The sequence below is a fragment of the Pseudomonas sp. D4002 genome (genome assembly GCF_013385665.1).
Classification (GTDB): domain Bacteria; phylum Pseudomonadota; class Gammaproteobacteria; order Pseudomonadales; family Pseudomonadaceae; genus Aquipseudomonas.
This window is the reverse complement of sequence record NZ_JACAPN010000020.1, coordinates 85,528-98,826: the sequence shown is the minus strand read 5'-3', so window position 1 is coordinate 98,826 and position 13,299 is coordinate 85,528. Positions and strand designations below refer to the sequence as shown.

Annotated in this window: 10 protein-coding genes and 1 pseudogene; 7 read left to right on the top strand and 4 right to left on the bottom strand. The window is 52.2% G+C overall.

Features of this window, described 5'->3' with window-relative positions:
* Positions 1-5 precede the first annotated feature (5 nt).
* Both gcvH and HX824_RS14670 read right to left on the bottom strand, forming a co-directional pair.
* The gene (gene gcvH / locus HX824_RS14675; protein WP_177054718.1) at positions 6-389 is read right to left on the bottom strand and encodes a glycine cleavage system protein GcvH; all 384 of its coding nucleotides are present in this window, start codon (positions 387-389) and stop codon (positions 6-8) included.
* Positions 390-711: 322 nt separating this feature from the next.
* A complete protein-coding gene (locus tag HX824_RS14670; RefSeq protein WP_177054717.1) occupies positions 712-2,220 on the bottom strand; it encodes a sigma-54-dependent transcriptional regulator in 1,509 nt (502 codons plus the stop codon).
* 220 nt (positions 2,221-2,440) lie between these two features.
* Here HX824_RS14670 and HX824_RS14665 point away from each other — a divergent pair, with 220 nt between their 5' ends.
* Positions 2,441-3,160, top strand: a complete 720-nt coding sequence (locus tag HX824_RS14665) for a DJ-1/PfpI family protein (RefSeq protein WP_177054716.1) — start codon at positions 2,441-2,443, stop codon at positions 3,158-3,160.
* A gap of 89 nt (positions 3,161-3,249) precedes the next feature.
* On the opposite strand, the gene HX824_RS14660 is transcribed toward HX824_RS14665, so the two are convergent.
* Positions 3,250-4,590, bottom strand: a complete 1,341-nt coding sequence (locus HX824_RS14660; RefSeq protein ID WP_177054715.1) for an aminotransferase class I/II-fold pyridoxal phosphate-dependent enzyme — start codon at positions 4,588-4,590, stop codon at positions 3,250-3,252.
* 353 nt (positions 4,591-4,943) lie between these two features.
* Between HX824_RS14660 and HX824_RS14655 the strand changes: the two genes are divergently transcribed.
* The 5 genes from HX824_RS14655 (at position 4,944) to HX824_RS14635 (ending at position 11,059) form a co-directional block, all read left to right on the top strand.
* Positions 4,944-6,071 carry a M20 family metallopeptidase gene (locus tag HX824_RS14655; RefSeq protein ID WP_218180479.1) on the top strand — a complete coding sequence of 376 codons (1,128 nt, stop codon included), beginning with the start codon at positions 4,944-4,946 and terminating at the stop codon, positions 6,069-6,071.
* Positions 6,068-6,412: a DUF485 domain-containing protein gene (locus HX824_RS14650; protein ID WP_168426229.1), complete on the top strand. Its 345-nt coding sequence runs from the start codon at positions 6,068-6,070 to the stop codon at positions 6,410-6,412. The genes HX824_RS14655 and HX824_RS14650 overlap by 4 nt, the downstream gene beginning before the upstream one ends.
* Positions 6,399-8,300 (top strand): cation acetate symporter, encoded by a 1,902-nt coding sequence (locus tag HX824_RS14645; protein ID WP_177054714.1) that lies wholly within the window; start codon positions 6,399-6,401, stop codon positions 8,298-8,300. The genes HX824_RS14650 and HX824_RS14645 overlap by 14 nt, the downstream gene beginning before the upstream one ends.
* A gap of 382 nt (positions 8,301-8,682) precedes the next feature.
* Entirely contained in the window at positions 8,683-10,020 is a 1,338-nt protein-coding gene (locus tag HX824_RS14640) for an OprD family porin (RefSeq protein WP_177054713.1), read from the top strand.
* Between the two features lie 133 nt (positions 10,021-10,153).
* Positions 10,154-11,059, top strand: coding sequence for a LysR family transcriptional regulator (locus tag HX824_RS14635; protein WP_177054712.1), 906 nt, complete (start codon positions 10,154-10,156; stop codon positions 11,057-11,059).
* Here HX824_RS14635 and HX824_RS14630 read toward each other — a convergent pair.
* Positions 11,039-11,299 (bottom strand): hypothetical protein, encoded by a 261-nt coding sequence (locus HX824_RS14630; RefSeq protein ID WP_256347005.1) that lies wholly within the window; start codon positions 11,297-11,299, stop codon positions 11,039-11,041. The genes HX824_RS14635 and HX824_RS14630 overlap by 21 nt on opposite strands.
* An 852-nt stretch (positions 11,300-12,151) precedes the next feature.
* Between HX824_RS14630 and HX824_RS32950 the strand changes: the two are divergent.
* A pseudogene (locus tag HX824_RS32950) lies at positions 12,152-12,967 on the top strand (cache domain-containing protein); the annotation flags it as partial.
* Positions 12,968-13,299 lie beyond the last annotated feature (332 nt).

Genomic DNA, 13,299 nt, shown 5'->3' with positions numbered 1-13,299 from the left:
CATCCTCACTCGTCGGCCTGGTCTTGGATCAGTTGGTTGTAGGCGACCTGGTCAAGCATTCGTGCAAGCGCAGCCGGATCAGCAGGTTGAAAACGGAAGAACCAGCCTTCGCCGAACGGGTCTTCGTTGACCAGTTCTGGGGTATCAATGAGCTTTGAATTGGCTTCGACGATGTCGCCGGCGAGTGGCATGCCGATGGTGCTAGCAGCTTTGACGGATTCAAGCACCGAGACCTCAGCACCGGCTTTAAAACTTCCCAACTCCGGGACCTGGACGAATACCACATCCCCAAGCGCCTGCTGGGCGAAGGCGGTGACACCGACGGTGACAGTGCCGTCAGCTTCGATACGCAGCCATTCGTGATCTTCAGTAAAACGCAATTCGCTCATATCTAATCCTCATTGTTCTGACTCATCCACGGCGGGTGGTGGATGGCGATAGGCAGGCTCGACTTCGGTAGCGAGCGCGTCCAATGAGGAATTAGCAAGGGCAATGCCAACTAAAATTAGTTGTTTTAAATCATATGGTTACGAGTTTTTAAAGGCAGTAATTAGAATTAGCCGTATTGAAATAAATACAATAGTCCGGGCTGGCAGAAAGCGAAAGCCGAGGTAGACAGGTCGCAAAGGTTTTGTCGTGATTTCGATACTGCGTAATGATTTGCGTACAGTGTTCTTTTGGCAGCAACGAACATGCACCCCGCCCAAGACTTCAAGGCCTACCGGGAATACGGTACTTGCGCAGTCGGATGGCAATCGCACTGTGTGAAGTCTGCAAACGCACCGCCAGTAGCCGGCTGGAGGGATAGCTGCTGTAAAGCTGCTCAAGGAGGTTTTTCTCAAAACCTGCGACAGCCTCCTCCAAGCTCGTTACCTCTGCAGTGCTCTGCCGCTCCACCGCCGTGCGCGCAATGTCCAGATCGTCGAGATCCACCAGAGGGGTTTCACAAATGGCTGCCGCCCGGAAGATCACGTTTTGCAGTTGTCGCACGTTGCCCGGCCAGCGATTGCCGAGCAGGGCGGGAAAGGTGCTGGGTGCCAGGTGGCAAATCGGACGCTGGATCTGCGCACAGGCCTGCCGCATGAAGTGCTGGGCCATCAACAGGATGTCGTTGCCGCGCTCGCGCAGCGGCGGCACCTGCAGGTTGAGCACGTTGAGGCGATAGAACAGGTCCTCGCGAAAATGGCCTTCGCTAACCATTTTATCCAAGTTGCGGTGTGTCGCACTGAGGATCCTTACGTTGACCTTGACCTCTCGATCCCCGCCAACCCGACGGAAACACCCATCGCTCAGAAAACGCAGCAGCTTAGCTTGCAGATACGGCGACATTTCCCCGATTTCGTCGAGGAATACCGTACCTTGATCGGCCAGTTCCAGCAGGCCAAGCTTCCCGCCCCGTTGCGCGCCGGTGAAGGCGCCCGCGGCGTAGCCGAACAGCTCACTCTCGGCGAGGTTCTCTGGCAATGCCGCGCAGTTCAAGGCGAGGAACGGCGCGTCACACCGACTGCTGCTCGCATGACAGGCGCGGGCCACCAGCTCTTTACCAGTGCCAGTTTCGCCTTGAATCAGCAGCGGTGCATCGAGCACTCCCACGCGATGGGCGCGAGCCTTGAGTAGATGAATGGGAGGGGAATCACCGAGCAGCGCATCAAACCCATCGGCATGGTCATGGCGCAGCGCCGACAGACGCTCGACGATTCGGCTCGGCTGGTAGAGCGTTATTAAAGCGCCTGCCTCAGTGATCGGCATGGCATCGAGCAACAAGGTCTGCCCACCGAGGCTAACCTCTCGCATCGGCAAGCGAAAAGCGTGTTCGATCAGCGAAGTCAACAAATCAGAATCATTGAACAGCTTGGTCAGTGACTCACCCGCAGGCTCGCACCCGCACAAAGTAATCAGCGCAGCGTTGGCCAACAGCACATGGCCGCATTTATCCACCGCCAGCACCGGGTCGGAACTGGCGGCAAGCAACGCATCAAGCTGCAAGTGTCGACGCTGTCCAGGAAGGATGTCGACCACTTTCACCGCCTGAACGCCTTGCACTCCGAGAAGGGCCTCTCGCAACTCTTCCAACACCTCGACACCAAGCGTCGGAGCATCAATGTAAACGTTCGGCGGGACCATCTCCACAGCATCCAAATTGAAACTGCGCCCGCAAAGCAGGGCTAGGACTTCCTGGGTGATACCAACTCGATCGATGAAAGTGACGTGGATGCGCATAAGTGACCTAACGAGGGTGCGTTTGACTGGGCGAAAAGCTGTTACCGATATTCCGGGGTAGTAGCCCAGCCTCAGTGATCTGAGAGGCAAAACCTCATGCCGAAATCTCTGGTACGCCATGCTGCCGAGCCAAAATTTATTGACAGGTAAGACAATAGACTATAATTGTACTGGTACATAACCAACGTTGTACCACAACCTTAATGATGTCGGAGTAAGCATGACCATTCCACTAGAAACCCATCTGACTATCGGCGGCCTGATTTTTCCGAACATGGATCAGTGCGACTTCACCGGCCCGTTCGAAGCGTTGGCGCGTGTGCCAAATTCGACCTTTTTGACTATTTGGAAGGACAAGGAGCCGGTTCGTGATCTTTTCGGAATGCTGTTGCTGGCTGACACGACGTTGGATGAGGCTCCACAACTCGACGTGCTGCTTGTTCCAGGCGGATATGGCCAGGAAGACTTAATGCACGATGAGGTCGTGCTGTCTTTTCTCCGAAAGCAAGCCGCAAACGCAAAGTACGTTTTCTCAGTTTGTACCGGCGCATTGTTGTGCGGCGGGGCTGGACTGCTTGAGGGGAAGCGCGCGACAACCCATTGGACTGCCATGGAAACACTCCCGTATTTTGGAGCCATCCCAAGTGATGAGCGCGTTGTCATTGACGGGAAATTTGTCAGCGCTGGCGGAGTGACTTCCGGGATAGATGGTTCGCTGGTACTGGCTTCGTTGTTGCGAGGAGACACGGTAGCCCAAGAGCTACAACTCTATATGGCTTACGATCCGGAACCGCCATTTCAGGCGGGCTCACCAAAAAGCGCCCCCTCAAATGTTTTGCGCGCGGTCACAGAGCGGGCAGGGCCGATAACGGCCAAGCGTCTCGGAACTGCTCGCGCTTATCAAGCCGCACGAGCCAATAAAGCATCGGCCGAAGCGTAGGTTCACGGCGGGGGGTTAGCTTTCTACACGGAGAGCGAGGCGATCAATGCCAACCAAAGTACTTGGTGGCATTGATCGTTGCTTCTAGCTCAAGCGGAGAGTGTCGTTGCCACTGCGTGGCGCGCAGCGAGAAGTGCGTCAACAAACACAATGCTCTGTTGCGGAGTCATTTTTGAGGAAGTGATCCTAATGCCCGACTGGGGGGCGACACAGAAATCACGCCCCGTACGCACGAGCCAACCAGCATCAAACAGCCGCTCAGCAACTGCACGCTCATCGGCGATGGGTAACCACAGATTAAGCCCTGCCCCTCCAAGCACGCGAAAACCCTTTTTCCTCAGCAAAGTAAGCAGCGCTGTATGGCGCTCGATATAAGCTGCGCCACCTGAGCTGAATTTTCTGCGCATCGCTGGGCTAGTGAGAAGCTGCAGAGCCAAACGTTGCAAGAACGTACTGACCCAGCCCATTCCAACAGCCTGTCTGTTTTCGAGGCTCTCTATTGTCTGAACGTCCCCAGTTGAAACTGCGAGTCGATAGTCAGGCCCCAAAAATTTGGATAACGACCTGACAACGAGCCAGGGTCCATCATCCCGAACATGCCAAGAGTTGTAAGGGGCAAGCTGTAGAAGGCTGGAATGATCGTCATCTATGAACAGAACATCATCGGCATTGGCAGCGATCTCTTTCAGTGCCAATGCGCGCTCTTTCGAGGTCGAGATGCCGGTTGGATTCTGTGCACGGCTACTAAACAAAACGGCCTTTACGCCCCCATCAAGCGCTGACTGCAAGCTTTCTGGCAGGATTCCGTGCTGATCGAGCGTAAGCGGTACCAGTTCAAATCCCATCAAGCGCGTCAAGGCTAGCAAACTCATATAGCCGGGATCCTCTACACCAACCTTGTCACCCGGAACGAGCCCGGCCGCGTCGAGGGCGCGCTCGATCAAATCGAGAGCGCCGGCGGAAACAAAAATGCCCTTATCCACGGGTACACCGTCAGCCGAGAAGCATTCCACTGCCCACTTCACGAATCCTGGGTTATTCCGCTGCTCACCATAAAGGTGATTCTCCAGATTCATACGAGAGAACGCGTCGCGAATATCGTTTTCGTCGGGAAGAAAGGCTATATCAGGGTTGCCGTCACGCACCGACATCATCTGAGGGAGGCCGGATTCGGACGATGGGCCGGGCGAAGACTGGTTCGCGACGATCGAACCGCGTCTCCCATCAGACACCACCAAGCCTGTCATCTGTAATTGACGATAAGCAACAACCACAGTGTTTTTGTTGACGCCTAGGTCAGCGGCAAGGCTGCGCACTGTGGGAAGGCTTTCACCAGGCTTAAGACGATCATCCAGGATGGCCTGCTCAATCGCACGCCGAATCGACTCTGCCTTGCCTTCAGCAATTTCATGGGGTTGCAGCTTGAACATACAAATCCTCGACTAACTCTTTGCGATCGCTTAACCCACTCGGGGGATTTTGTTTAGCGAACGACTGACTCCTAGGCACGTAGACATACTCTAACTCGAACTGGGACAAACCTACACACAATGACGCACTGTTCAGATGCATGAAGCCAAAATGCTAGGACAAAAAAGGTGCACGACTCATGCCTAAGACATACGGTCGTATTTGATGACGACCATTTGTACCTTTTCTGTTGACCTGAATGGCGTGCCGCTATAAATTCTGCTGGTACAAAAAAAATAACGTACCAGTACATGGCTATTCCTGCCGTCATGTCTAGGTTCGGCTTCTTGTTTCCTAACATAGGAATCCCATCGTGCCCCTAAGTCTGCGTGACCCCATAGAACTGACGCGACACCTGGTTTGCACCAACACGATCAATCCCCCCGGCAATGAAGGCGAGCTCGTAAATGCTTTGGAGCTGGCTCTAAACTCATTGGGACTTGCAACGCTGGTCCAATCGATTGGTAAGGGACGGTCTAATCTTCTCGCATGGAACGCTACGGCGTCCGGATCGAGATTGTGTTTCACAGGCCATCTCGACACAGTCCCATTGGGGGCTGCCCCATGGACCCAAAAGCCATTAGGTGGCGAGGTGATAGGCGATCGTCTTTACGGTCGCGGCTCTTCAGATATGAAAAGCGGTATTGCAGCGTTCCTTAGCGCGCTGGAAAGATTCAAGACTACGAATGGTTTTATGCCACCAGTCTTGGTCGTACTGACCGCTGGTGAGGAGACTGGCTGCGAAGGGGCTAAGCGCTTATGTGAGCTTGACCTGCCCGGCATGGACGTTGGTGCACTACTCATCGGTGAGCCCACCTCGAACCGATGTGTTGTTGGTCACAAAGGCGCACTCTGGCTAACAGGCAAAGCAAACGGGAAAACTGCGCACGGCGCCATGCCTGAACTTGGTGATAACGCTATCTACCACACTGTAGATGCGATCCAAAAATTGCGGCAATTCGACTTTGACACTCCGGTCGATCCATTGCTCGGCAACCCGACCTTGAATGTTGGCACGATCACGGGAGGCATGAATGTCAACTCAGTTCCCGACATCTCCGCCTTCACCATCGATATTCGCACCGTATGCGGGATCTCGCATCACGACCTATGCGGAAAGGTTGGAGCCCATATCGGCGATAAAGTGCAGCTCTCAGCGGATGTCGACGTTCCGGCACTTTCGAACGATCTTTCCAACCTATGGATTCGCCAGGTAACAGAAACTGTCGAGTCAGTTACTGGTGAGAAATCACAGGCACGAACCGTTGCCTTCTTTACCGACGGTCCTGTCCTCAGAGAGGTATTTGGCGACGTACCAGCAATTGTACTAGGCCCCGGAGAGCCCTGTTGTGCGCATCAAACAGATGAATGGTGCAGCGTGGAGCGCATTCATGAGTGCGTAAATATTTATTCCAGAATTCTGGAGGACTGGCAATCGTGAACACCATTCATCAAGTATTCCAAGCGGATTTACGGATGGGCGAAAAATCGTCAGCAGTCGATTCATTCGAAAAGTGCATGGCTGAGAAAAATAGAATGTTGATAACGCTCAGCGCGGTCTTCTTCACTTACTATTTTGCTTTCATCATTGGCGCAGGCTGGTTTCGAGATATCTATGTATTACCGCTGATAGGAGGGCTTAATATAGGAACTGCCTTTGCATTGTCGCAATATTTCTTTGTTGGAGGTCTCGCGTTGATTTATGCATATCGCATGAAGCGCATTGATGCTCAGATAAAGTTGTTTGCCAGCACCTGGAGAGCAGACCATGAACATAATTAAACACTGTACTGCCGGATGTGGCGTTATGCTAATAACAGCCCATGCAAATGCAGCAGATTTGGTACCAGAAGAATACAAGCCTCATGCGTTTTCTGCGTTTTTGACGGTCATTTTACTGACGCTAATCATCACATGGCTGGCTTCAAAGCAAGGAAAAAGCACCCGTGATTTCTACACCGCTGGCGGAGGAATCTCTGGGATTCAGAATGGTTTGGCGATTGCTGGCGACTATCTATCTGCCGCGGCGTTTCTTGGGGTATCAGGTCTAATCGCACTCTATGGGTTTGACGGCATCATTTACCTTGTAGGTTTCTTTGTAGCATTAATGCCTGTTCTTCTATTTGTTGCTGAGCCATGTCGAAATCTTGGTCGCTATACATTTGGCGATGTACTTGCGTATCGTTATGACTTTCGCACGTCTAAGATCCTGGCCGCTACGTCAAGCGTGGTAATTGTAATTGCTTACATGATCCCCCAAATTGTTGGTGGCGCGGTCTTGCTCTATGCCTTGCTAGGCGTGAAGTATGAGGTTTCCGTCGTCGTCGTTGGGGTACTGATGCTCGCATACGTTACACTTGGCGGGATGACGGCAACAACTTGGGTACAAATTATCAAGGCTGGCCTGCTGCTTACCGCTTGTGCAGGGCTAACAATTCTGGCGCTTTTACCGTTCCATCTCAATATCGCAGCCTTTTTCGAGTCGCTGATAAATCAAACTACGCTATTCGATTATCTTGCGCATGGTCGCGCACTTGTTACGGGTGAGGATGCAAAGCTCGTCACGAAAACATTCTTCGAGCCGGGCTTGTACCTGAAAAACCCAATGGAGCAAGTTTCGTTAGGTTTGGCGCTTACGCTCGGTACCGCCGCATTGCCTCATATTCTCATGCGGTTTTTCACTGTTCGTGACGCACAAACCGCACGTAAGTCTGTGCTGTGGGCCATGATTGCGATTGGGGCATGTCATTTACTCATAATTTTCCTGGGCTTCGCCGCGGCTTATTATGTGGGAAGCTCGAACATCATCGCTGGTGAGAAAGGCGGCAACCTGGCAGCTCCGTTACTGGCGCAGTTCCTCGGAGGCGGATCACTTACGGCATCAGGCAACATACTGCTTGGCCTAGTAGCTGCAGTTGCGTTCGCTACAATTGTTGCGGTCGTTGCAGGATTAACCCTCGCAGCTGCATCGTCGCTGGCGCACGACATCTACGTAGGAGCAATCAAGAAGGGCGAAGCTACAGACCGGCAGCAGATGATTGCAGGGAAACTTGCAGCGATTATTGTAGGTGCAGTTGCTATTTTCGCGAGCCTGTTAGCCAAAGGGCAAAATGTGGCACAGTTGGTCGCACTTGCTTATGCCGTTGCAGCATCTGCCAACCTTCCCGCCTTGATAGGTACGCTTTACTGGAAACACTGCAACATATTTGGTGTTATCTGTGGAGTACTTGGTGGAACGTTAACTGCAATAGCTCTTGTACTCGTTTCGCCTAACATGCAATACCCATTGGCCATTCGAGCAGATACTACGTTAGCTATGAATAACCTAACTGACGAAATTCGGACGCTAAAACTGCGTCTTGATGAGCCAAACCTCAACCAGAACGAAATCGATTCCCTTACCTCAAAAATTTCCAAGGCACGCGTAAATCTACAGGCGAACAAGGATAAATTTGACGCTACTGGCACACAAACAACAAGTTTGGTTGGTTTGGAAAAGCCGCTGATCAGTTTGAAAAACCCAGGAATAATTTCCGTTCCACTCGGTGCACTCTTTCTAGTATTGGGATCTTTGCTCTACCGGCGGCGGATAGATGCTGATGAAAAATGGCGGGCTCTAGTGTTTCGACGTGACAGTGGTATCGGAGTGGAAGATGCTGTTAATCATTAACATGATTTAATATGTTTCATCATTGTACTCTTAACGACATAATTACATGGAAGTTGTTGTAGTGTGCGGTAGCTGAAGGGCCGCATCCCCAAAGCGCACCACAACCGCACGCTCGAATTACCACTTGGCATCGATGCTGGCTCCCGAATCCTTTAAGGAGCCAGCACCTTTTCACGCGTCTCAACACACAAATCAAAACTTGTCTAAGCAATTATTTCGAATTCATCACACCCTAAAGGCAAGTGGCAGCTGATTTGACTAATGCCATAGGTTTATAAGTAAAAACTAGAGGCTTATAACTCACGCAATAGAGCCAATCACTGAACCGGTGGAAATGAATCTGGGCCAAGAACACAACTATAAAAACGAGAGGAGCTTCAAAATGAGCAAGTTCACCTTGACCCTAGCCGTGGCTGCGGGGGTTTTGACGCAGCAGGCAGTCGCTGCAGGCTTCATCGAAGACAGCAAGGTATCCGTCAGTTCGCGAACCATTTATTACAACGCCGATGCTCGCGAAGGTCCGAGTACTCCTGCTAACAATCAGCGAGAAACCGCTGAGGGACTCAAGTTCGATTTCCAGTCAGGCTTTACCCAAGGTGTCGTCGGTTTCGGTTTTGACGCCCAGGCGCTGGTCGGTATCCATCTGGACGGTGGCAAGGGCCATCACCCGGACAATAACTCTTTCTCTCCTAGCGATTCTGATGGCTCGGCAGTGGATGAATGGAGTCGCCTTGCGGGCAACGTCAAAGCTCGCTTCTCCAAGACAGAGGCCCATTACGGTAGTGGTCTGCAGCCAAACATGCCGATCCTAATTGCGAACGACACTCGCGTGCTGCCACAAACTTTCGAGGGTGGCACCGTCACCTCGAAGGAAATCGACAACGTGACCTTCAACGTGGGTCAGTTGGAGCACGCGACAGGTCGCGCCTCGAGCAACAGCACCGGCCTGGCGGTGAATGGTGGTACCCAGGAAAGTAACCAGTTCCGTTATGCCGGTGCTGACTGGAAGGTCACCAAGGACCTGACGCTGCAGTACTACTATGCGAACCTAGAAGACTACTATAAGCAGAACTTCCTTGGCTTGGTGCACGTTTACCCGATCAGCACAAACCAGTCGTTCAAGACCGACATTCGCTATTTCGATAGCAGTTCCGATGGCAAGAACGGCGATCCGGGTTACACATTCAATAACAACGGTGGGTTCGCCAAGAACCCAGGCGAGGTCGATAACAAGACCTGGAGCGCCATGTTCACTTACACCCTAGGTGGCAACGCCTTCCTGGTCGGTCATCAGCGCGTCAACGATGACGGCGGCTTCGTCTATTTGAATCAGGGAAGCCTGCTCAATAACAGCGGCCACAATTACGGTGCCGGTGGTGCAAGTTTCTACCTGTTCACCGACGCCATGATCAACAGCTTCGTCCGTGCCGGTGAAAACACCACTTTCGGTCAGTACACCTACGACTTCGCCTCGCTGGGCATTCCAGGCCTGAAGGCTTCGGCCGCCTATCTGCGTGGTGAAAACATCAAAGCTACCAATGGAATAGGTAACGACCAATCCGAATGGGAGCGCGACCTGCGCGTTGATTACGTGATTCAAACAGGAGCGTTGAAAGGGTTTGGTACGACACTGCGTCACGGCACGTATCGTGGCGATACCAATATCAGTGCCCAGGACCAGACCCGTCTGATCTTCAATTACACCTACAGCTTTATGTAATCGGCGTCTCTGCGGGAAAAAGCCTTGCCTTTTGGTGAGGCTTTTTTTTCGCGCAATTTTTTGTTCCAAAAAGCTCGGCCTGTTTCAGGACCTTTGTGCTTTGTCCTACTCAATCTGTAACCGAGGGTACTCTGTGTCTCTAGACCATCTTAACTGGAACGATCTGAGGATCTTTCTGGCCGTTGCGCGAACTGGCAACTTGCTGAAGGCAGCACGCAAGCTGAGCATCGACCAATCCACGGTCAGTCGGCGCGTTGCTCAGCTTGAATACGTTCTTGGCGGCAGCTTGTTCGAGCGAAATCACATGGGGTTTGCTCTAAATGGATTTGGCGGAGAATTGCTTGAGTCGGTGCAAGAAATGGACAACGGCTTTGCGGCGCTGACCGCAACGCTTGAACGGAGATCAAATGCTCTGCATGGTCCAGTGCGCATTGGCACCATGGAGGGCATTGCATCGCTATACCTCAGCAGCAGATTGGTGGACCTCAATCGTGAATTTCCAGCCATAACTGTCGAACTTGTCACCTCTGCGCAGCAGCTGTATGTCTCTCGTCGAGAAGCTGATGTATTTCTGGGCTTTTTCAAGCCTCATGGAAAAGGCCTCGACACTGAGCATATGGGGCGGTTTTCACTCCATCTGTATGCAGCCCCTAGCTATATCGAGCAGTACGGCGCCCCTGAGAACGCCGGGGAGTTATCTCAGCACAAATTTGTGGGCTATATCGGTGATCTGATTCATATCAATGCTGTTCGTTGGCTTGAAGAGGTAGTGGATAAACCGACTTATGCTTTCCAATCCTCCAGCATGCTCGCGCAAATGTTTGCTGCCGCGGCGGGCGTCGGAATAGTGCTACTACCCGAGTTCGCGGACGCTAGCCGCTTCGGGCTACGTCGGCTATTAGCTGAAGACGTCCGCGTAACCCGAGACTTATGGCTAGGCGTACACCATGAACTACGATACATACCTCGCGTTAAAGCGACGGTCAGTTTCCTCGAGACTCTCTTTCTTAAGGATCCACTATTCGCTCAAACCGATTGATAGCCAGGGCGATAAATGTGGGCGAGTCGTCGTACACCAGCTCAGTTTTGCTGGATCAATCAGGGTAACGTCTTCGAGCTGAGTGAGGAAAAGAGCATGACGATTGCGCACGGTTTCCGACACACCGATACAGGAGAGCTGCCAGCCACCAAGATTGCATTGGTCGGCGTTCTGGATAATCCACTCTTCATCGCGGATTAGTGCACGGGCACCGGGGGCCGGGGCTTGGGTCAGTTGCATGGTGCAATCCTTGTCAGGGCTTTAGGCGCGCAGCGAGCACTGGAAAACGGAAGGCAATCACCACATCGGCCTACCCGTATCGGCACTGTCATCGATATTGAATTAATCGTCTGTCGCGTGGGTAGTTATGTCACCCAAGGGGGCATAACGAGGTATAGGACACAACGCATATTGCCCCCAAGCAATCGGCTTTACGATTTTCACCACAGCGATGCGGCGGGTGGCACTTTACCAGTTTTTTAACCCAGAACTGGGCGAATGAGTTATGACGGAGGTACTCATCCCAACACGCAGCGCCATGCAAAACAGTACATACGGCTGGACTCGAAGCTACCGTTACCCAACAGATGCAGACCATTTCCCGTAGCAGATCTGACATTTTTACGCGCGAGTAATAGATGGAGTGGCTACCTGCCAATGCTGGAGTAGCCGTCCTACATACCTTGCGTGGTCAAACGGGTGACATCTGTGCGGCAGCAGTAGCTAATCTCGCATAGTAGATATCAAAGCGCCGCATCGAGCAGAGAGTAGCGTTATCGAAAACATCGGCTCTGCACTTATCCCCCCCCTCTGTCGTCACTCTTAATACACTCCCAGTAGCTATACGAAGAGCGATTCAAGCGACGGCCCACTGCAAGTGGTAGTTGCATTTTTGCAATATTGATTGCGAAAACGCCGGTTATGGCAAACGCTTTATGCCGCCGATACTCCGTAAGTCAGCGCCTTAACTTTCGGAAAAATAATGACTAGAAGCTACTTTGACAGCAGGCTCCTGCAATCTATCGATACCCCTCAACTGCATAACTTGCAGAAACGGAATTGGACCACGCACCAATTCGGGGGTTATGTCATATGAAACTTCGTAGCAAGGTCATCCTTCTGGCGCTTGTCCCTACCTTTGTTCTTGCCGTGGCAGTGAGTGCGGTCTCAATAACCGTGCTATTTCGCTTGGCTCAGGAGGAGGTTGAGCAAGCCCGGCAACTACTGTTAAAAGAGCGTAGTGCAGCGCTCGAAAACCATGTCCAGATGGCTGTCTCTTCCGTAAAAGCCATCTATGACAGCTCGAGCTTTGGCGACGTGGAGGCCAGAGATCGCGCAGTACAGATCCTGCGCAAGCTCTCCTATGGAGAACAGGGCTATTTTTTTGGATATGATCGAGACATCGTGCGACTGTTTTGGGCTGACAAGGATATCGACATAGGTGTTAGCTTTTATAACGCAATGGACGCTAACGGTGTTTACGTTATCCGTGAACTGAACCAGCTAGCGCGTGAGGGTAAACATTTCCTGCGCTACGACTGGCCCATGCCAGGCAGTGACAAGCCGGTACCGAAGCTCGGTTACTCAGTACTCCTAGACAAGTGGGACATGATGATCGGTTCCGCGGTAAACCTTGATGACATTGAGGAGGAAGTCAGTCGCATTGCGCAAACCCAATTCGCTCGAATCAATACTCTAGCCACAGGTATTGTGATTGCGGACCTGGTGTTACTGCTCTTGATTGCGGTCATCGCTGTGATCCTGGGTAATTCGATTATCAAACCTGTCTTGGTTATCCAATCCAATCTCGATGATATCGCCGCCGGTGAAGGTGATTTGACTCGTCGCCTACCTGTCACCAGCAAAGATGAACTTGGAGCCCTAGCCGATTCCTTTAACCAGTTTGTCGAAAAAATTCATGGGGTGGTGAGGCAGATTGTCGAGGTCACTCGCGATCTTGCTGAGCATTCAAAGGAAATGGCCGCCCAAGCACAACAAACTGAACTCGTGATGGATCGCCAAAAACTAGAAACAGACCAAGTCGCGACAGCGGTGCATGAAATGTCTGCTGCGTCACACGAAATCGCTCGTAGTGCTCAAAGCGCCGCTACTGCCGCTAAAGAAACAGATGAGGTTGGGACTGCTGCCCGGGAGGTCGTAAATGGAGGAATCGGGAGTATTCATTCATTGATTGAAGACGTGAAGGTGACGAGCATATCGTTAGACCGGCTTCAGCACGA

What these genes read in the sequence shown, in the direction of transcription:
- HX824_RS14640 (WP_177054713.1), top strand. Translation starts at nt 8,683, where the DNA reads ATGAGCAAGTTCACCTTGACCCTAGCCGTGGCTGCGGGGGTTTTGACG.
- HX824_RS14670 (WP_177054717.1), bottom strand. Translation starts at nt 2,220, where the DNA reads ATGCGCATCCACGTCACTTTCATCGATCGAGTTGGTATCACCCAGGAA.
- HX824_RS14645 (WP_177054714.1), top strand. Translation starts at nt 6,399, where the DNA reads ATGAACATAATTAAACACTGTACTGCCGGATGTGGCGTTATGCTAATA.
- gcvH (WP_177054718.1), bottom strand. Translation starts at nt 389, where the DNA reads ATGAGCGAATTGCGTTTTACTGAAGATCACGAATGGCTGCGTATCGAA.
- HX824_RS14630 (WP_256347005.1), bottom strand. Translation starts at nt 11,299, where the DNA reads ATGCAACTGACCCAAGCCCCGGCCCCCGGTGCCCGTGCACTAATCCGC.
- HX824_RS14660 (WP_177054715.1), bottom strand. Translation starts at nt 4,590, where the DNA reads ATGTTCAAGCTGCAACCCCATGAAATTGCTGAAGGCAAGGCAGAGTCG.
- HX824_RS14665 (WP_177054716.1), top strand. Translation starts at nt 2,441, where the DNA reads ATGACCATTCCACTAGAAACCCATCTGACTATCGGCGGCCTGATTTTT.